This window comes from Mucilaginibacter lutimaris, assembly GCF_042676625.1.
Taxonomy (GTDB): Bacteria; Bacteroidota; Bacteroidia; order Sphingobacteriales; family Sphingobacteriaceae; genus Mucilaginibacter; species Mucilaginibacter lutimaris.
Genome location: NZ_JBHTIA010000003.1, coordinates 160755 through 180080, shown reverse-complemented (window position 1 = coordinate 180080; position 19326 = coordinate 160755). Strand labels below are relative to the sequence as shown.

The window sequence follows — 19326 nt, the reverse complement described above, 5'->3', positions numbered from 1 at the left end:
ATTATTGGTTCAAAAGTAAAAAAACATACAGATAAATCCATATAATATCGACAAAATGCCAAAATATTGAGGACATCTGCATACTGTATAAATTTTTAACCTGCTCTATGCTGCGGGTACTACGCCAAAGCGTATGGGCCAACAGCAGTAAGCCGGCAAAAATATGGAGTAAATGCATCCCGGTAAATACATAAATAAAAGATTGGGACGCATTAGGGTTGCTAAAGTAAACGCCATTCTTTATCAGGTATGACCAGGCCGATAGCTGGATGATAAAAAAGGCGATGCCTAAAATAATTGTTAAAGTCAGGTAAATCTGCTGCTTACCACGATCAAGGGCCTTAGCTGCGCGCGATGCTAAGAACATGGTAATGCTGCTTAATACAATTACACCGGTGCTGTACATAAAGGCATCGGGCAATTTAATATTTAGGCCGCGTGCCGCGCTACCGCCCGCGTAAACGATAAAACCGCTGGTTAACGCCGCAAAAAACATAAACGATGTGAATATAAAGATCCACATGTTGAATTTTTTGGGTGCCAGGTTATATCTGTCTTCTTGTAACTGGGTCATCATTTTCCTATAAAATCAAATAAAAATATTAGTTGCACAACCGGCAAATAATAAAAAGAGCCGAACATTAATTTACGGGCACTGCTAATCTCTAACGTACGCATTAAATTAAAGGCCTGGTATATAAAAATAAGGCTCATTATTACCGAAACTACGGCAAGAACAATGCCGCCATTATGGTTAAAATAAGGGAGCAGGCTTACCGGCAGTAATATAACAGTGGCTGTAAATGTAATAACAGCGCTTGTAAGGTTCCGTTTACCTGTTGGCAGCAGCCTAAAATCTGCCAGTTTATAATCATCATCCAGCACCCAGGCAATTGCCCAAAAGTGCGGAAACTGCCAAACAAATTGTATGGCAAATAATGTCAAGGCTATCTCGTCTATCCGGCCATGCGGCTGTCCTGCTACATAACCTATTAAGGCCGGTAAAGCGCCCGGTATCGCCCCCACAAAAACCGCAATTGGCGATTTGCGCTTTAACGGAGTGTAGGCAAACGCGTATAGTATAATTGAGAATACCGATAGTAAGCCGGTAAGGATGTTTAAACTTCCCAATAAATAGGTGCCGGCCATACCCATGCCCAAACCTAAAACCAAACCCTGTCCATTGGTCATCCTGCCTGCGGCCATTGGGCGGTCCATTGTGCGCTTCATTAATTTATCAAGGTCAACCTCTATAACTTCGTTAAAGCAGTTTGCCGCCGATGTAACCAAAAAGCCTCCAACTACCAGCTTTAACCAGTTTATCCACATGGTTGTACTGTAAAGTGATCCCCATGTGTTGCCACCATTTGCCTTTACCGCTATGATAAATGAAATAGACGCCGAAAATACAACTAACAGCGTTAGCCGCATTTTTACCAGCTTAGAAAAATCACTCCATTTCATTTGCCTGCCCCCTGCACGTTAACCGAACTAAATAAATTCAACAATAAATAAAACTGGGCGCCAAATAATAAACTTGCCAAAACAATATGTGTTGCCTGTGCAAAAGGCGGTAAAGCCCAATAAGATAACAGTATACCGGTCACTATTTGCAGCATGATCATTAAAAAGGTAAAGCTCATTAACTGCTGCTGTATAGAGTGCTTATTAAAGCCTTTTCGGATAAGCGCGTATAAAACGAGGTTCATTACCAAAACAATTAAGGCTACATCGCGGTGCTGGGCGAAGATCTCGCCGGCGCGCTGTACCCAACTATCGCGGTAGCTACCTTCTAAATGGCTTGCCACCGCGTCTATTTTTTCCCGCACCTCGGTACCAAATGTTATTTGTAAAATGCTCAAAGCTAATACCAGCAGGGTAACTATGGCTATAAATGGTTTGCGTTCCACTTTATAGCGGCCCTGCACCTTTGCCATGTGGTATGTTGTGATACTAATGGCCAAAATTGCCAAAGCAATAAGCATATGCACGGTAACTATCCATGCCACCAAATTGGTTGATACCACTATAGACCCTAACCAGGCCTGGAAACCTACAAGTATTACGTTAAATATGCTCAGGAAAACAATAAGCTTGTTGGTTTTCCTGTATTTAAGAGAGTATACAACGCATAACAGTAAAAATAAACCCGATGCCGCGCCAATCAAACGGTTAACATACTCCGTCCAGGTGCGGGCGGTATTAAATTCCTCTGGCACCAAAATAGATTTATCATTACGGATACGCATTGCCAGCTGGCTATATCCAAAAATATCCAGCATTTTGGCAAACTTTTGGTTTTTGGCCAGTCGCTTGTCAGCGTAAGTTTTTTTGTAGTTAACCGGTAGTTCTGATATGCTGGTTGGGGGTATATACCTGCCAAAACATTTTGGCCAATCGGGGCAACCCATACCAGAGCCTGTGCTACGCACTACGCCACCTGCCAGTATCACTAAAAACAGCAGGATTATGGTTATGAGGTTAAACTTTAGAAACTTATTCCCGGGTGCCTGTATGCTCATCTTTTAAATTAAACAATTTGAAAATTTGACGATTTGAAAATTTGAGAACTAATTGTTTTCAAACCGTTTAATTTTCAAATTTTCAAATTGCTTAATCTTCAAATTGAAGAGTTATTTTACTTCTTCGTTGCTTTTTTGAGTACATGCCCATTTAGTGTGCTCCTCCAAACCTATTGGGTTGTCCTCAAAGTCGTGCGGAAGGTTAGAACTCATTGTTTCAGAAAGCGGAACCGTCTGTGGTATAAAGTCGTGCTCGGCACCCGGCTTGCTGTAATCGTATGGCCAACGGTAAACGGTCGGGATTTCGCCCGGCCAGTTACCATGCAGGTGCTCAACAGGTGTGGTCCATTCCAGGGTATTTGATTCCCATGGGTTTTGAGGCGCTTTCTTACCCCAGAATATAGAGTATACAAAGTTAAACAGGAAGGCTAACTGCGCTACCGCCGACATGATTGCCGCCCAGGTAACGAATGTATTTACAGACAACCACTGTTTCATTGATTCGAACTCAGTGAACGCGTAGTAACGGCGTGGTACACCATCCAGGCCCATAAAGTGCATTGGGAAGAATACCAGGTAAGCGCCTATAAAGGTTAACCAAAAGTGCAGGTAACCTAAACGCTCATTCATCATGCGGCCAAACATTTTAGGGAACCAGTGGTAAACACCTGCAAGCATACCAAATATAGCTGCCGAACCCATTACCAGGTGGAAGTGGGCTACCACAAAGTAAGTATCGTGCAGGTTAATATCCAGTGCAGCGTTACCCAGGAAGATACCTGTTAAACCGCCAGAAATAAAGAATGACACCATACCGATAGCGAACAACATACCCGATGTAAAACGGATGTTACCCCGCCATAATGTAGCCAGCCAGTTAAATGTTTTTACCGCCGATGGTACCGCGATGATCAATGTAGTGATCATGAACACACCGCCCAGGAACGGGTTCATACCCGTAACAAACATGTGGTGACCCCATACAATGAATGATAGTACGGTGATACCTATTAGTGAGTAAACCATCGCGTGGTAACCAAAGATAGGTTTACGCGAGTTTACCGACATTACCTCTGATGAGATACCCATCGCAGGCATAATTACGATATATACCTCGGGGTGACCCAGGAACCAGAATAAGTGCTGGAACAGGATAGGGCTACCACCCTCGAATGGCTGAACCTGTGAACTGTTCAGTACAATTTCTGACAAGTAGAAACTTGTACCGAAGCTACGGTCGAATATCAATAGTACAACACCTGCAACTAATACAGGGAAAGATAATACGCCCAGGATAGCAGTTAGGAATAACGCCCAAACTGACAGTGGCATTTTCCAAAGGTCCATACCTTTGGTACGCATGTTAAGGATGGTACTTACGTAGTTGATACCGGCCATTAGCTGCGATGCGATGAACAAGGTCATACTGATGAGCCACAACGTCATACCCAAACCGGAACCCGGCATGGCTTTAGGCAATGCTGATAATGGCGGATATATCGTCCAGCCACCGCTTGCAGGGCCTTTTTGTATGAAGAATGATGATAACATGATAACACTGGCAATAAAGAAGAACCAGTAAGAAAGCATGTTCATGAATGGCGATGCCATATCACGTACACCTAATTGCAATGGTATAAGTAAGTTGGCGAAGGTACCGCTCAAGCCTGCTGTTAATACAAAGAATACCATGATGGTACCGTGAATGGTAACCAATGCCAGATAAAAGTTAGAATCTAAACGGCCACCCGGTGCAAAACGTCCTAATAATGTTTCCATTAAAGGGAATGATTTTTCTGGGTAAGCTAATTGGATCCTGAACAGGATAGAAAGGATCATAGCGATGAAAGCCATAGCCATACCTGTAATAAGGAATTGCTTGGCGATCATTTTGTGATCCTGGCTGAATATGTAGGTATTCAGGAAAGTTGCTTTATGGTGTCCGTGATCGTCTTCGTGATGTGCTACTCCGTGATCGTGAACTGCTAATGTTGACATACTCGCTAATCTTTTTGTATTAATTGTTTAACGCTAACCTGTTTGGTTGTACTTCTTTTTTCTCTGCGGCAAATTTAAGGTCTTTCTTAATCGCGTCAGTCAAATATGGTTTCTGCTGGCTTAACCACGCCTGGTATTCGGCCTCAGTAACCACACGTACAATCTTTTTCATGTTATAGTGGGCACCACCACAAATTTTGTTACAAAGTATCTCGTATTCAAAATTTGGTTTATCCAGTTTGGTACGCATCTCTGCGGTAGTAATGGTTGGTTTAAATTTAAAGTAGGTAGGTAACCCCGGTACCGCGTTCAATTGTACACGGAAGTGAGGGATATACACACTATGGATAACATCCTGAGCATGTATGTTCAATCTGATAGATTTACGTACAGGTAGGTACATGGTATCAGCCTGCAGATCATCGTAAGCATCTTTATCTTTAAAATTGATCCCTAATTTATTTGAACCGCTAACAAGCCTGTAATCCGTTTTACCCAACTTGGCATCTTTGCCCGGGTAACGTAACTCCCATGCAAACTGGTGGCCGGTAATATCAACATTGATAGAAGCAGGCTCGCCTTTAGCATCAACATTATCGGTAATTGATTGCCAGGTAAAGAAACCAAATATTACCAGGATAGTTAAAACGATTGCCGGTGCAATGGTCCAAACCTTTTCTATAGTATTGTTATGCGGCAGGAAATGGCCACGACGGTTTTTATTGTAACGGTATTTGAAGAGGAATGTAAACAGCAATATCTGTGTAACCACAAATACAATCATCGTTAATGTGGTAGTTGTCCAAAACATCTGGTCTATCTTAACCCCATGTTCTGATGCTGCACCTGGCAAGATCATGCTGCCATGTACGCTAAACTCCCAATAAGCTCCGTATGCACCTGCAACAAGGAACACAAGGCATAAAATACCCATTACATTGTTCCAGTTAATAGGCTGCTTATTTTGGATCTGCTGGGTTAGGTCGTACACGCGAAGTATCTTACCAACAATACCAACAACAAAACAAACGACAACGAAAAGCAGGATGTAATAACCTGCAGTAGCTAAGCCGTTGTCTTTAACTGCATCTGCAGCAGGAGAAGCGGCAGCGCCGGCTGATTCGGTACCCTGGGCAAAAAGCATGCTGGTGCCCAAGAGCATAAACACAGCTAAAAGCGAAAGTATTTTTTTAGAATTGAATAAATTTTTGAATCCCATTTTATTGGTTATTTGAATTGCTGTATCCGGTTGCAAATTTAACAATTATTATATGTGATGATGCAGACTCTCTTGCAAGAACGGATGTTTTTTAGGTATAAGCGATGTAAACCTGCTTAGAGCAGTTAATACCGAGAAGGTAAATAAACCTGCAAAACCTAAAAATATACCTATCTCCTCAACACCAAAACCTGGTTTTTCAACCGTGCCCGGCATAATCATTATATAGTAATCAAGCCAGTGGCCGGCAACTAATATTAAACAGGTCCACATCATACGGTTGGTAACACGTTTAGCATCACGAGACATTAAAAGTAACAATGGCGCTAAAAAGTTCATTACAATGTTAACCCAGAACCAGAATTTGTACTCAGGCTCCCACCTTTTATAAAAATAAACAGACTCCTCGGGGATGTTAGCATACCAGGTAAGGAAGAACTGCGCGAACCATACATATGTCCAGAAGATAGAGAAACCGAAGATAAGTTTACCTATGCTGTGCATATGATCTACATGTAACCACTGCATGTAACCCTTCTTTTGCAGGTATATCATGATCAGCGCAATAATAGCTAAACCACTTACGTGCATTGCTGCTAAGTTATACCAGCCAAACATGGTAGAGAACCAGTGTGCTTCTAACGACATGATGACACCAAACGCGAAGATGGGGAAGGTGAAACCAAAGATGGTTAAGAAGATACAAGCCAGTTTAAAGCTTTTATCGTAGTTACGCATGCCGCCTTCAGTATCTTCATCAACCGAAGATTTTGTTAAGGCCCAGCCAAAGTAGCTGTAAGCGCCTAACAGGATGATAAGCATGGCATAAAAGAATTTGATGGTTAAGAAAGGCGCTTTACCTGCTATAATAGCGTCGTAGTTTTCGCTGCCCGGCGTAGTTAAACCATGTGTAGCCCAGTGAGCATACAGGTATGGTACCATTTCTTTTTTACCGTGTTCAACAACTTCGTGCTCGTTAAATAAGCCAAAGGTAACAACGGCTATTAATATAAGGCTTGCTAAGGGCAATACCTTTGCAAATGCCTGAGGTATCCTGATAAGGGATGCCGACCAGCCTGCTTGTGCGGCGTACTGGTAAGCGCAAAAGAACACACCTGCTGTACAAACACAAACAAAGTAGTAAGACATTAGCAACAAGTTGCTATAAGTGTGTTGTACGTGTTCACCACCAGATATGAAGCCAAATGCAATTGCTATGATACCAATTACAATACCAACCAAACTCAACGTTTTGGTTGTGCCGGTGAATTGAAAACGTTCTTCTATACTATTATGAGTCTTCATTAAAAATTAATCTTATAAAGTTTGTAAATGGTGTACATACATAACTATCTTCCAGCGCTCTTCCGGCGAAACCTGTGATGCGTAAGAACCCATCGCGTTTACACCATAAGTTATAGTATGATATATTTTGCCGTCTGTAAGATCTTTCATTGCACCACCACGTGATGACTGGCCTTTTGAATAAGATGGCGGCGCCGGATAACCGTGCTGCACAACTAAACCATCACCCTGCCCGGTTACGCCGTGGCATGGCGAACAAAAGGTTGTGAAGAGTTTTTTACCATCGGCCAGGTTCTTAGGGGTATTCGCTATAAGGTTGGTAACCTCAAGGCTGGCTTTATCGTAGCCCTCGCGGGTATTCGGGCAATCAAAGCGTTTAAAACCTACTGGTATAGTACCTGCAGGCGGTACCTGCGCTGTTTTGCCATCCTTAAAATTAGGATTAGCCTGATCTGCTTCAAATGCTTTATGCTCGTACATATTGGGAGCATATTCCCAACCGGTACTACGCTTATCCTTGCATGATGTAATAACGATCGATGCAGCAATAACGATAGCCGTTGTGCCCAATATTCTAAGTTTATTCATAGCTAACATATTTTCTCTCGTTATGCTTTACTTCTACTGCTCCTGCTTGTTTTAATAAATTGGTTATATCCTCGTGCGGCACATTTCCTTTAGCATCAATAGCTATAACAAAACGGTCGTCAGTTGCACGCAGGTCCATTACACGCGGCGCACGGCCGGGGAATAAATGCGTTGCTGCAAAAAACGTGAATGTCATACCAAACGCGGTGAAAAGGATGGTCCACTCAAAGGTAAACGGTACAAAGTTTGGTATCGCAAAACTTGGTTTACCACCTACGTTCATTGGCCAATCGTGCACAAGGGTGTAGTAAATAATGCTGAATATTACTGTAGCGCCAAGGCAGCCAAAGCAAAATGCCGCGTAACCTAATCTCGAATCTTTAACGCCCATTTTATCCTCAATACCGTGGATAGGCATTGGCGTATATACATCATAGATAGGGATACTATTCTTCTGCAAGTTATCAATGCCCTGCATCATATCATCCGGGTCATCAAATAAACCCAATATCATTTTAGTCTTGCTCATTTTTATACTTTTTCGTAATCAGCCAAATCAACACTATCGTATTTAACCAACGATTCTTTGTAATACTGAACCTCAGCCGCATCAAGGTGGCCTTCGTCAATAAGTCTCTTCTTAGCCTGCTCGCTTGATGTTTTAAGCAATAGTTTTACCTCGGCAATAGCTACTGATGGTAATACCCTTATAAATAACAGGAACATGGTAAAGAACAAACCGATAGAACCGATGAACACGCTTACGTCAACCCAGGTTGGGTAGAACATAGCCCAGCTTGATGGGATATAATCGCGGTGCAGCGAGGTTACGATAATTACGAAACGCTCGAACCACATACCTATATTCACGATGATAGAAAGGAACCATGAGAATTTAATATTGGTACGCAGGTATTTTGACCAGAACAGCTGTGGCGAAATTACGTTACAGCTCATCATGCTCCAGTAAGCCCACCAGTATGGCCCGGTTGCCCTGTTAATGAATGCGTATTGCTCATATTCAACACCAGAGTACCATGCGATGAAAAACTCGGTAATGTAAGCCACACCCACAATAGAACCTGTTAATAAGATGATCTTATTCATCGATTCGATGTGGAACATGGTGATGTAGTTCTCTAAACCTAATACCTTACGGGTTACCAGCAATAGTGTTTGCACCATCGCGAAGCCCGAGAAGATAGCACCCGCAACGAAGTATGGAGGGAAGATGGTGGTGTGCCATCCCGGCTCTAACGATGTAGCAAAGTCAAAGGATACAATGGTGTGTACCGATAGTACCAGTGGTGTGGATATACCTGCAAGTATCAGTGATACGGTTTCGAAACGCTGCCAGGTTTTTAATGAACCTGTCCAGCCGAAAGATAGTATTGAATAAATGCGTTTACGTAAGCCTGTTGCGCGGTCACGAATTGAAGCGATATCAGGCAATAAGCCTGTGTACCAAAACAATAATGAAACCGAGAAATAAGTTGAGATCGCGAACACGTCCATCATCAGCGCCGAGTTCCAGTTTACCCAAAGTGAGCCGTACTGGTTTGGAAGCGGTAAGGTAAAGTATGCTAACCATGGGCGGCCCATGTGTGCTACAATGTAAGTAGCGGCACAAATTACCGCGAAGATGGTCATCGCCTCGGCAGAACGGTTAATGGAGTTACGCCAGTTTTGACGGAAAATCAATAGTACCGCCGAGATCAGTGTCCCCGCGTGACCAATACCTACCCACCATACGAAACCGGTAATATCCCAGGCCCATCCTACAGTTTTATTAAGTCCCCAAGCGCCTAAGCCAAACCAAAAGGTGTAGCTGATAGACACTACCCATAACAATGCCCCTAATGATGAGAAGGTAAAACCTATCCACCAAGCTTTGTTGGGTTTATTCTCTACAGGTAACAATATGTCATTAGTGATCTTGGCAAAGGTGATGTCTTTACCCGTCATTAACGGTTCCCTGATTATTGATTCATGCTGATGAGCCATATGTTGTTATATATCTCGATGTAAAAATTAAGCCAAAGATTCAGTTCCGGTGTTTCTAACTTTTACCTGGTATCCAATACCCGGTTTTACGTTAAGCTCTTCAAGTACGTAGTAAGTACGCTCGCTCTTCAAAGCTTTTGAAACTTCAGAGTTAGGGTCGTTCCTGTTACCAAACACGATAGCGTTTGCAGAACAAGTTTGCTGACAAGCAACTTTAACTTCGCCATCCCTAAGCGGGCGTTTTTCTATTTTAGCCTGTAACTTACCTGCTTGTATACGTTGCACACACATCGAGCATTTTTCCATAACCCCACGGAAACGTGTAGTAACATCAGGGTTAAGTACTAATTGTGTATGCTCGTTGTTAAGGTAGTTATCAAAGCGAGAGTCGTTCCAGTAGTTAAACCAGTTAAAGCGGCGTACTTTGTACGGGCAGTTGTTTGCACAGTAACGTGTACCTACGCAACGGTTGTAGGCCATCTGGTTTAAACCTTCGCTTGAGTGTACGGTAGCTAATACCGGGCACACGGTTTCGCAAGGCGCGTGGTCACAGTGCTGGCAAAGCATTGGCTGGTGAACAACGGTAACGTTGCTAAAATCTTCAAGTTTAGCTATTTCTTTTTCCTGGGTTACTTTACCGGAACGTTTGTCAACCTGTGCTTCACCGTTCTTCTCAAAACTGTAGTAGCGGTCAATACGTATCCAGTGCATCTCGCGGCGGCGGCCAACCTCATCTTTACCAACAACAGGTATGTTGTTTTCTGCACTACAAGCAACAACGCAAGCGCCGCAACCTGTACATGCATTTAAGTCGATAGCCATCACCCAGTCATAAACAGGGCGCGCGTGGATATGATCTTCGTTGGTGTTCTCCCAAAGGTCAAACATCTTTTCTTCTTCACCCTCTTTACCGCTGCCCGCACGGGCATCTTTCTTGTACTCGGTAAAGGTTGCTTCGCGGATAACGTTACGGCCCTCAAAAGAGTGGTGCGTTTGTGTTTGCGAAAGCGGGAATACATCGCCTGTAGGTTTTACAGTTGCCGATGCGTTTGTTTGGAACGTACCGTTAATAAAGCTAAGGAAAGGATAAGCGTTTTTACCTACGTTGTTACCAACAAGGCCTGCCGCAGTACGGCCGTAACCAACAGCTACCGATACGGTGCCCGGCGCCTGGCCCGGCTGTGATAATACCGGCAATGTTACGGTGTAACCATTAGCGGTTATTTCAACAACCTCAAATTCTTCAAGGCCCATCTTTTTAATATCAGACGGCGACATTGCTGCAAAGTTGTCCCAGGTAACTTTAGAAACCGGATCCGGTAACTCCTGTAACCATGGGTTGTTTGCTTTTTTACCATCGCGCATGGCTGTGTTCTGGTAAACCTGCAGCTCTACTTTATTACCTTCGGCAAGTTTAGCGCTTTGGTTTAACACGGTTTGCGCAACGGCGTTAAGGTCGTAGTTAAAGGTGTATGAACCGGCTGCAACGGGTGCTGCCAATACAAAACCTGTTTGTAACAAGGTTTCCCAACCAGCCTGGCCGCTTAAACCGCCTTTAGCTAATAAGTTGTTGTTCCAATTATTTCTTACAAAAGTGTAGTAATCTTTAGTAGCGCTGTCGGCCCATACCAAAAGGCTTTGCTCGGCCTGGCGGGTGTTGTTAACCGGGTTAATGGTCGGCTGCATTACCGTGTAGTAACCTTCTACAGAGCTATCATCACCCCACGACTCTAAGTAGTGGTGGTTTGGTGCAATAACGGTACAAAGCGCCGCGGTTTCATCTGCATGGTCGCTAAATGAAACTTTAAGGCTTACATTCTTTAACGCGTCAACAACTGCTGCCGCGCTGTGATAATCATAAGCCGGGTTTGCATCAAGGAATAATGCCGCGCCCACTGTACCTGCTTTAGCCTGGGTGATAAAATCAACTATAGCGCCATCATTACCTGCATATTGGCGAGATGGGTTATCCAGATCAATTGTAGTACCGTAGCTGCCTAATAAAGAGTTAATAGCATTTACTAATACTTGTGTAGCAACATCATTTGAACCACAAACGACAAGCGCTTTGCCTTTTGCTGCTTTAAGTTCGGCCGCTACTAAAAGGATCGCTTTATCTGCGTTTGCTGTGGTTAATTTTCTTGAACCCGGTAACGTTGTGCCCGATATGGCATTGTAAAGGTTAACCAATGCAACACCTTCTTCAGATGGTTTGATGGCGATACGCACATCGGCATTGGTACCTGTAAGGCTCATACCGCTCTCGAATTGGATGTGACGCGACATCTTCTTCTCTTCGAGCGATTTATTGTTACGGTTTGATACGTACTGGCGGGTAAACTCTTCGCCCGAAATCCATGTTCCAAGGAAATCTGCGCCGAAGCTTACAATTACGTCAGCCTTATCAAAGTTGTAGTGAGGTAATACCGCCTTACCAAAACTGTTTTGGTTAGCCTTAATAATACCTGTATATGATACTGCATCGTACTGTACGTGTTTTGCAGTAGGGTATTTTGCTATAAACTCAGCTATTACGGCCTGTGTAGACGGGCTGTGTACTGTTGAAGATACGATGCTGATAGTTTTACCACTTGCCGCAACTGCTGCAAGTTTGTTTTTTACAAAAGCGTCGATCTCTGCCCAACTGCTGTCGGTACCGTTTAACTGAGGGTCTTTAATACGGGTAGTATCGTAAAGCTCAAGCACCGATGCCTGCGCCTGCGCGCTTAAACCACCTTTTGATAAAAGATCGTTAGGGTTACCTTCAACCTTAATAGGGCGGCCTTCGCGGGTTTTAACCAATATAGCGCTACCATCATAAGTAGATGAGTAGTAGTTGGCTACACCCGGTGTAATTTCTTCGGGCTTTATTAAGTAAGGGATCGATTTGTGTACAGGTACTTTTTGGCAAGCCGCTAATGTAACCGCACCCACACCAAAGCCTAATGCCTTTAAAAAGTCGCGGCGGGGGGTTTTGCCCATAAGGCCACCTCCGCTTAAAACCTCTTCAATAGGAATTGGCTCGGCAAATTCGTGTTTATTTTTCTCAACAAATTCTGGCGTTTTGTTCAGTTCTTCTAAACCTTTCCAGTATTTTTTATTGCTATCCATTTATAGTTATATAAACTGTAATGTACTGTTCTTGATAATTATTAATAGTGGCACTTAGCACACTCAATACCGCCTAACACTGCTGCAGTAACTTTCTCACCTTTTTTAATTTTATCGTGAGCAGCAAGTATACTATCGTAGTAAGCGTTGCCTTTACCGTTAACCTCGGTACGTTTGTGGCACTGGATACACCATTTCATGGTAAGCGGAGAGTATTGGTATACCTCTTTCATTTCCTGGATCTGGCCGTGGCAGGTTTGGCATTTAATTGCGCCAACTGTAACGTGTTGCGAGTGGTTAAAGTAAGCCAGATCGGGCAGGTTGTGTATACGCACCCACTGAATTGGTTTTGCTTTAGTGCTATCGTATTTAGCGGTGTTAGGGTCGTAACCCAAAGCATCGTAAATTTTGTGTATCTCCGGCGATTCTGTTTTAACAGATTTGTGGCAGTTCATACAAACGTTTAACGATGGGATTGAAGCGTTTTTAGATTTGAACGCGCCGGTGTGGCAGTACTGGCACTCTATCTTCATGGCGCCCGCGTGTAACTCGTGCGAGTATTTAATAGGCTGTACCGGCTGGTATCCCTGGTGAACGTTGGTGTTCCACATGGTTACCCAGCTAAAGCTGCCTAAAGCTATAACACCGCAAAGTACTATAAAGAATACAAGTTTTTTGTTTTTAAGAAGCTTTTTAACAGTGGCTAACTTATCTACAGCAACTTTCTCTTCTTCGGCTACAACCTCTTCTTCAAATACGCCTTTTTTGTTTAGCAGCAAACGCTCAAGCGTTGCAATAACTTTATTTAATACCAGGATAACGATGAAAGCGATAACAATAACGCCTAATAAACCCCAGATAACAAGGCTGCTTGGGCCTTTATCTTCGGCAACAGCAGCACCGCCGCCACCCGGTTTATTTTTTTCTTCCTGTATCTTTTTCCAATCGGCACGGATGTAGGTAATAACGTTACCAACATCAGCATCGCTCAACTCGGCAAACACTGTCATACCCGCCTGGTTGTACTCATTAAAAATTTTAAGAGCCTTTGGGTTTTTGGCAGCAATTAATGCCTGGTTGTTCTGGATCCATTTGGTTAGGTAAGCATCATCTGTTTCAGACGTTAACTGCGGACCTAAGGCCGGGCCGGTCATACGCGTATCTATCTTATGACAAGCGGTACACTTGGCCTTAAATATAGCTTCACCTTTTGCTGCATCTGTTTGTGCATGGGCTGTTAAGCCTACCACAACCAAACCGGCAATAAGTAAAACCGACCTTGAAAACTGTTTAAAAATCAATGAGATATTTCTCATAAAAGGTATTTATGCTAAATAATTTTTTATTTATAAGTGTTAAACTGACGTAGAGCTGTATGATTTAGCCACTTTTTCAGGCACAAAAGTATAATTTATTACACTATCGCTGACAATATAATGACACCAATATCTAATTTATAATCGTTCTAAATTGCCTATAATCCCCCTAAAATTTGCTTAAATAGCCGTTTTGATATCGTGCTGATTTTTAACCCCAAAAAGTATGATATTACTCATTTGCATAAGCCATTAATATTTTTTGTTATTAAGAATGGGCTAAGGGAGCAACAAAAGGGTTGCACCTGGTTAAATCGTTAACTGCTATTTAGCAATAAAGCCCTTAAAATTTAAGGGCTTTATTGCTTTTAATTATTGTCCCAGTATCCAGGCAAATATCAACGGTACAACAATAGTAGCGTCGCTTTCTACAATAAATTTAGGGGTGTTGATGTCCAGTTTACCCCAGGTGATTTTTTCGTTTGGTACGGCACCCGAGTACGAACCGTATGAGGTTGTAGAATCGCTTATCTGGCAAAAATAGCTCCAGAATGGTATCTCGGGCATCTCCATATCCTGGTAAAGCATTGGCACAACACAAATAGGGAAATCGCCGGCAATACCGCCACCTATCTGGAAAAAGCCCACGCCTTTACCACCCGAATTTTTAGGGTACCAATCGGCCAGCCACGCCATATATTCTATACCACTTTTCATGGTGGTAGCTTTTATTTCGCCTTTTATAACGTATGATGCAAATATGTTACCCATGGTGCTATCTTCCCAACCCGGTACCACAATCGGCAGGTTGCGTTCAGCCGCTGCAAGCATCCACGAGTTTTTAGGATCTATCTCGTAATATTGTTCAAGCTCACCGCTTAGCAATATCTTATACATAAATTCGTGTGGAAAGTAGCGCTCACCGGCAGTGTCGGCATCTTTCCAAATTTTGTAGATATGTTTTTGCAAACGGCGAAATGCTTCTTCTTCGGGTATACAGGTATCGGTAACACGGTTGTAGTGGTTCTCTAAAAGGTCCCACTCATCCTGCGGACTCAGGTCGCGGTAGTTTGGTACACGTTTGTAATGCGAGTGTGCCACAAGGTTCATAATATCCTCTTCGAGGTTTGCACCTGTACATGATATAATGTCAATTTTGCCCTGGCGGATCATTTCGGCAAGCGATATGCCCAATTCTGCGGTGCTCATGGCACCTGCAATGGTTACCATCATTTTGCCACCTTCGGTTAAATGTGTTTCGTAACCTTTTGCTGCATCCATTAATGCCGCTGCATTAAAATGCAGGTAGTTTTTCTCGATGAACTGAGATATAGGGCCTTTTGCTGTACTCATCATATTTTACTGTTATTATTTCGCAAAAGTAGGTATTTTGCGCACATCAGAATTTTAAATTACAAATTCTATAAAACAAGTGCTATAAAATTACCTTTATTGCACTACAGCGCATGAAAAAACTCATACTCGTTATATTATTATCCGTACTTGTAATACCCGTTTTCGCGCAGGTAAAGATCCTGCCAAAATTTATCCGCAAAATGTATTTTGAAAAGGATACCAGCAAACGGGGCAGCTTTGTGGTACTGCCGGTAATAAGCTCGGCGCCCGAAACCGGTTTAGAGGCAGGCGGTTCGGCACTTTACTCTTTTTATACCGATACGCTAAGCAAAAACACCCGCGTATCAAATATTTTTGCTTACGCCACCTTAACCACCAAAGGCCAAAGCCGTTTAAATTTAAGCAGCAGCTACTGGGCGCCGAACAACAACTACCATTTCACAGGCGCTGTGGGTTATATTAATTTTCCGTTCGATTTTTATGGCATAGGCAACAATACCGCTAAAGCAGATGCCGACCGCCTGGGCCAAAAACGCGTACGTGTTACTTTTACCGGCGAGAAAAAAATTGGCAACAATATTTATGTGGGCTTAGTTGCCGGTGGATACGACTACCGTTTTCAGGACCAGCAGCCCGGGGGCATCTTTACTACCAACCCGGCCATTGAAGATAAAAACGGCGGCACAATACTATACTACGGCCCGAGCTTTATTTTTGATAGCCGCAATAATAACACCTATACCACCAGCGGCACTACCGTTACCAGCTATTTAAATATTATGAATGGCGTTAGGAGTAACAGCGGCTACAGCGGCGGTTTCTTAAATATTGAACTTACCCATTTTATAGCCTTAAGTAAAAAGTTTGTTTTAGGGTTTGATGTGCAAAGCCAGAACCTAACGGGCAGCCAGTCGCCTTTTTACCTGCTCCCCACCCTGGGCAGCGACGAGATGATGCGTGGCTATTACAACGGCCGTTTCCGCGACCGTAACCTGTTGGCCGGCCAAACGGAATTACGATACCGCATGAGCGAGCGTTTTGGGATAGTAGGTTTTATAGGAGGAGGCGAAGTGTTTCATAAGGATTTTAAGTTTGATGAGCTAAAACCAAACTACGGCGGCGGCCTGCGCTATTTCTTTGATGTGCAAAAGGGCCTCAGCGTACGTGTAGATTACGGCGTTGGCGAAAAACGCCCCGGCGAAAGCAGGCAAAGTGGCGTGTATGTGGGGTTAGGAGAAGCGTTTTAGTGGATGTGCGACTATTTGTATTTAAATGTGCGGTATTCACCCTTGTAAACGTAATCTTTAAAAGAATCTTCGTTCGCTTTCTCTTTAAAAATGGCGTCAATTGCCTTCGATTTGAAATTATAATGCCTTTTATCTAAAAATCCAACACTTTTTAGATTGGGATGCTCAATTAAAGGAGTAAGATCTCCGCTTAATATATTTGTACCTACAAATCTAAAGTCAATTAAATGGGGCAATAATTGTATAAAATTTAAACTTTCTATTGGCCCGCAATTATTCAAACTTAGCACTTTTAAATTACTTAAAACCGATATCTCATTTATCGATGTAAGCTTTTTAGATTGTTCTATATGTAACCATTCAAGGGTGTCTTTCAAATCTGCCAAGCCGCGGTCGCTTTCAAGTTTCAAACAATAATCAACATGCAGCCTTTTAAGATCTGTAAATCTTTTTATTCCACTAAAGTCCTTTATGTTAGAAAAAGTAATATCAAGATACCTACAATCATTAGCTTCAGGTATTTCGTTAAAATTTCCTTCTGTAACTTTATAATGCCACAAGAATAAATATTCTACACCTGTCAGTACTGGAGTTTGAGTGATTTTTTTTTTGGAGTCCCAAATGAATCTTTTATGTGAATCAATCTGATCGAACCAAATGGTATTATATTCCCAGTTCATCACACCCTTATCTTAAAATCCTCTTTCGCCTGCCCCGGTTTAAAAAACACCAGGCCTATCCAAAACAAGTCTACAGTGGCAGTCACCTGCGGGTGTGCTTTTATTTGGGTCCAGGCTTCCTTCATCCCTTCGCTCCAGTAAATATCGTCGAATATCAGCATGGTATCTTCATGCACTTTTGGCAGGCACCACTCAAAATATTTCAGGGTGGCATCACGCTGGTGGTTGCCATCTATGTAAACAAAATCCAGTTTATCTAACCCGGCAATAACACCCGGCAGGGTATCATCAAAATTCCCGGTTATTACGTTTATATCATTTGCCCCGGCCCTTTTAAAAACATCTTTGGCAACACCCGCGGTTTGCGGGCAGCCCTCTAAAGTATATACTTTGGCATTTGGCGCGGCTGTCTGTAAGTACAGGGTAGTAATACCAAGGCAGGTGCCTAATTCAATAATACTGGCAGGCTTTGTTGACGCCGCTAAACGGTAAAGCAGTTTGGCCAGCTTGGGTGGTTTAAGCGCGTTCATGGTAATGTCGCTTACCTTTTTCTGCTTGTTGTTGTTTACATGCGAGCCTGCGCCAAGGTCGGTAACGGTAATATAGCGGTCGTCGGTAAGCAGTATATCACGTTCATGTTCTATCTTATCATATACAGGCTTCTGTGCCTTGTCATAAATAACCTGGTCTGCCAGGCGGTACACAAAGGGCGAGTGCAAACCATGACGGTTTTTTGACGTAAGCCTGTGCAACAGAAAATCTTTCGCGAACGTTAAATTGAACATAGCCGTAAAACTATTAAAATATTAAAAGGTTTAGTATTTTAGCATGAGAGATATATGATAAATCCGACAGAAGTAAACTCTTTAATACGACTGCTTGATGATACCGACGCCGAGGTATACGAACATGTGCATCAAAAGTTGCTTTCTTTTGGCAACGAAGCTGTAGAATACCTGGAGAGCGCCTTTGAGCAGGCTTTTGACCCTATACAACAGGAACGCATTGCAAACCTGGTACACGAGATACAATTTGGCGCGTTAAAAAACGACCTGAAACTTTGGCACCAAAGCGGCGCATTCGATCTGCTGCAGGGCATACTTATCATAAACCGTTACCAATATCCCGATTTGGACGAGCAAAAGGTGATCAACCAAATCGAATCCATCAAGCGGGATATATGGATCCAGATGATGAACGAGGCAAGCCCTGTAGAACAGGTGAAGCTGATGAACCATGTATTTTACAGCATACACGGCTTTAGCGGCAACACCGCCAACCACCGCGACCCGCAGAACAGCTACATAAGCCAGGTACTTGAAAGTAAAAAAGGCAATCAGATCTCGCTGGCCATTATTTACTCTATTATAGCCCAAAAGCTGGATATACCGGTTTATGGTGTCAACCTGCCGCAGCACTTTATTTTGGCCTACCTTGATGAGAGCCGCGAAACAGAGTTTGAGGGCGGCATCCTGTTTTACATTAATGCCTTCAATAAAGGCTTCATTTTTGGCCGCAGAGATGTAGACATGTTCCTGAAACAGCTTAACCTGCAATTCGACAAGCAATTTTACGAACCCTGCTCTAACTCTGATATTATTAAACGTGTTATACGTAACCTCATTAGCGCCTATGAACACCTCGGCTCATCAGAAAAAGTTGATGAGTTGAATGAGTTGCTGGCGATAATGGGGGAATAAGTTGACTCACCCCCTGCCCCTCTCTGCTGCGCAAAGAAGGGGTGACATATTTTCTATTTTCTTCATCTTCTTCCCGCGTAGCGGAGAGAGGGTCGACGAGCGTAGCGATGTCGGGGTGAGTTAATATCGAGGGAGATAGTAGATTACAAAGCTTGTGAGTTGACTCACCCCCAACCCCCTCTCTGCTACGCAAAGAGGGTGTTCATTTTAATAACAACTTCCTCACCCTCTTTCCACGCAATGGAGAGAGGGTCGCGCACGAAGTGCCGCGGGGTGAGTA

Annotated in this window: 16 protein-coding genes; 2 read left to right on the top strand and 14 right to left on the bottom strand. The window is 43.1% G+C overall.

The genetic code is table 11. From position 1 onward, the window contains the following. Position 1: 1 nt before the first annotated feature. The 12 genes from ACFQZI_RS01535 to ACFQZI_RS01480 form a co-directional block, all read right to left on the bottom strand. Positions 2-574, bottom strand: a complete 573-nt coding sequence (locus tag ACFQZI_RS01535; protein WP_377137671.1) for a cytochrome c oxidase subunit 3 — start codon at positions 572-574, stop codon at positions 2-4. Next, positions 574-1464, bottom strand: coding sequence for a heme o synthase (gene cyoE, locus ACFQZI_RS01530; RefSeq protein ID WP_377137669.1), 891 nt, complete (start codon positions 1462-1464; stop codon positions 574-576). The genes ACFQZI_RS01535 and cyoE overlap by 1 nt, the downstream gene beginning before the upstream one ends. Further along, the gene (locus ACFQZI_RS01525) at positions 1461-2522 is read right to left on the bottom strand and encodes a COX15/CtaA family protein (RefSeq protein ID WP_377137667.1); all 1062 of its coding nucleotides are present in this window, start codon (positions 2520-2522) and stop codon (positions 1461-1463) included. The genes cyoE and ACFQZI_RS01525 overlap by 4 nt, the downstream gene beginning before the upstream one ends. Positions 2523-2633: 111 nt before the next feature. Further along, positions 2634-4520 (bottom strand): cytochrome c oxidase subunit I, encoded by a 1887-nt coding sequence (locus ACFQZI_RS01520; protein WP_377137665.1) that lies wholly within the window; start codon positions 4518-4520, stop codon positions 2634-2636. A 19-nt stretch (positions 4521-4539) separates the two neighbouring features. Then, positions 4540-5739, bottom strand: coding sequence for a cytochrome c oxidase subunit II (locus ACFQZI_RS01515; protein ID WP_377137663.1), 1200 nt, complete (start codon positions 5737-5739; stop codon positions 4540-4542). A gap of 48 nt (positions 5740-5787) precedes the next feature. Then, entirely contained in the window at positions 5788-7044 is a 1257-nt protein-coding gene (locus ACFQZI_RS01510; RefSeq protein WP_377137661.1) for a quinol:cytochrome C oxidoreductase, read from the bottom strand. A 12-nt stretch (positions 7045-7056) separates the two neighbouring features. Continuing rightward, positions 7057-7632: a c-type cytochrome gene (locus ACFQZI_RS01505; RefSeq protein WP_377137659.1), complete on the bottom strand. Its 576-nt coding sequence runs from the start codon at positions 7630-7632 to the stop codon at positions 7057-7059. Next, positions 7625-8161: a DUF3341 domain-containing protein gene (locus ACFQZI_RS01500; RefSeq protein ID WP_377137657.1), complete on the bottom strand. Its 537-nt coding sequence runs from the start codon at positions 8159-8161 to the stop codon at positions 7625-7627. Before ACFQZI_RS01500 ends, ACFQZI_RS01505 begins: the two co-directional genes overlap by 8 nt. A gap of 2 nt (positions 8162-8163) precedes the next feature. Then, on the bottom strand, positions 8164-9636 hold the full coding sequence (gene nrfD, locus ACFQZI_RS01495) for an NrfD/PsrC family molybdoenzyme membrane anchor subunit (RefSeq protein ID WP_377137655.1): 1473 nt from the start codon (positions 9634-9636) through the stop codon (positions 8164-8166). Between the two features lie 27 nt (positions 9637-9663). Next, positions 9664-12747 (bottom strand): TAT-variant-translocated molybdopterin oxidoreductase, encoded by a 3084-nt coding sequence (locus tag ACFQZI_RS01490; protein WP_377137653.1) that lies wholly within the window; start codon positions 12745-12747, stop codon positions 9664-9666. Positions 12748-12788: 41 nt separating this feature from the next. Further along, positions 12789-14063: a cytochrome c3 family protein gene (locus ACFQZI_RS01485; protein ID WP_377137651.1), complete on the bottom strand. Its 1275-nt coding sequence runs from the start codon at positions 14061-14063 to the stop codon at positions 12789-12791. Between the two features lie 372 nt (positions 14064-14435). Next, complete coding sequence (locus ACFQZI_RS01480) at positions 14436-15416, bottom strand: deoxyhypusine synthase family protein (RefSeq protein ID WP_377141709.1); 981 nt, start codon at positions 15414-15416, stop codon at positions 14436-14438. Positions 15417-15529: 113 nt separating this feature from the next. Between ACFQZI_RS01480 and ACFQZI_RS01475 the strand changes: the two genes are divergently transcribed. Continuing rightward, the gene (locus tag ACFQZI_RS01475; RefSeq protein WP_377137649.1) at positions 15530-16666 is read left to right on the top strand and encodes a polymerase; all 1137 of its coding nucleotides are present in this window, start codon (positions 15530-15532) and stop codon (positions 16664-16666) included. An 11-nt stretch (positions 16667-16677) separates the two neighbouring features. On the opposite strand, the gene ACFQZI_RS01470 is transcribed toward ACFQZI_RS01475, so the two are convergent. Both ACFQZI_RS01470 and ACFQZI_RS01465 read right to left on the bottom strand, forming a co-directional pair. Beyond that, a complete protein-coding gene (locus ACFQZI_RS01470; RefSeq protein ID WP_377137647.1) occupies positions 16678-17346 on the bottom strand; it encodes a hypothetical protein in 669 nt (222 codons plus the stop codon). Continuing rightward, the gene (locus ACFQZI_RS01465; RefSeq protein WP_377137645.1) at positions 17346-18131 is read right to left on the bottom strand and encodes an O-methyltransferase; all 786 of its coding nucleotides are present in this window, start codon (positions 18129-18131) and stop codon (positions 17346-17348) included. Before ACFQZI_RS01465 ends, ACFQZI_RS01470 begins: the two co-directional genes overlap by 1 nt. A gap of 54 nt (positions 18132-18185) precedes the next feature. Here ACFQZI_RS01465 and ACFQZI_RS01460 point away from each other — a divergent pair, with 54 nt between their 5' ends. Continuing rightward, positions 18186-19046, top strand: a complete 861-nt coding sequence (locus ACFQZI_RS01460; RefSeq protein ID WP_377137643.1) for a transglutaminase-like domain-containing protein — start codon at positions 18186-18188, stop codon at positions 19044-19046. Positions 19047-19326 lie beyond the last annotated feature (280 nt).

Excerpts from the sequence above, each read along its gene's own strand:
- ACFQZI_RS01480 (WP_377141709.1), bottom strand. The coding sequence starts at position 15,416 with ATGAGTACAGCAAAAGGCCCTATATCTCAGTTCATCGAGAAAAACTAC.
- cyoE (WP_377137669.1), bottom strand. The coding sequence starts at position 1,464 with ATGAAATGGAGTGATTTTTCTAAGCTGGTAAAAATGCGGCTAACGCTG.
- ACFQZI_RS01515 (WP_377137663.1), bottom strand. The coding sequence starts at position 5,739 with ATGGGATTCAAAAATTTATTCAATTCTAAAAAAATACTTTCGCTTTTA.
- ACFQZI_RS01510 (WP_377137661.1), bottom strand. The coding sequence starts at position 7,044 with ATGAAGACTCATAATAGTATAGAAGAACGTTTTCAATTCACCGGCACA.
- ACFQZI_RS01485 (WP_377137651.1), bottom strand. The coding sequence starts at position 14,063 with ATGAGAAATATCTCATTGATTTTTAAACAGTTTTCAAGGTCGGTTTTA.
- ACFQZI_RS01470 (WP_377137647.1), bottom strand. The coding sequence starts at position 17,346 with ATGAACTGGGAATATAATACCATTTGGTTCGATCAGATTGATTCACAT.
- ACFQZI_RS01520 (WP_377137665.1), bottom strand. The coding sequence starts at position 4,520 with ATGTCAACATTAGCAGTTCACGATCACGGAGTAGCACATCACGAAGAC.
- ACFQZI_RS01460 (WP_377137643.1), top strand. The coding sequence starts at position 18,186 with ATGATAAATCCGACAGAAGTAAACTCTTTAATACGACTGCTTGATGAT.
- nrfD (WP_377137655.1), bottom strand. The coding sequence starts at position 9,636 with ATGGCTCATCAGCATGAATCAATAATCAGGGAACCGTTAATGACGGGT.
- ACFQZI_RS01535 (WP_377137671.1), bottom strand. The coding sequence starts at position 574 with ATGACCCAGTTACAAGAAGACAGATATAACCTGGCACCCAAAAAATTC.
- ACFQZI_RS01490 (WP_377137653.1), bottom strand. The coding sequence starts at position 12,747 with ATGGATAGCAATAAAAAATACTGGAAAGGTTTAGAAGAACTGAACAAA.
- ACFQZI_RS01465 (WP_377137645.1), bottom strand. The coding sequence starts at position 18,131 with ATGTTCAATTTAACGTTCGCGAAAGATTTTCTGTTGCACAGGCTTACG.
- ACFQZI_RS01475 (WP_377137649.1), top strand. The coding sequence starts at position 15,530 with ATGAAAAAACTCATACTCGTTATATTATTATCCGTACTTGTAATACCC.
- ACFQZI_RS01500 (WP_377137657.1), bottom strand. The coding sequence starts at position 8,161 with ATGAGCAAGACTAAAATGATATTGGGTTTATTTGATGACCCGGATGAT.
- ACFQZI_RS01525 (WP_377137667.1), bottom strand. The coding sequence starts at position 2,522 with ATGAGCATACAGGCACCCGGGAATAAGTTTCTAAAGTTTAACCTCATA.
- ACFQZI_RS01505 (WP_377137659.1), bottom strand. The coding sequence starts at position 7,632 with ATGAATAAACTTAGAATATTGGGCACAACGGCTATCGTTATTGCTGCA.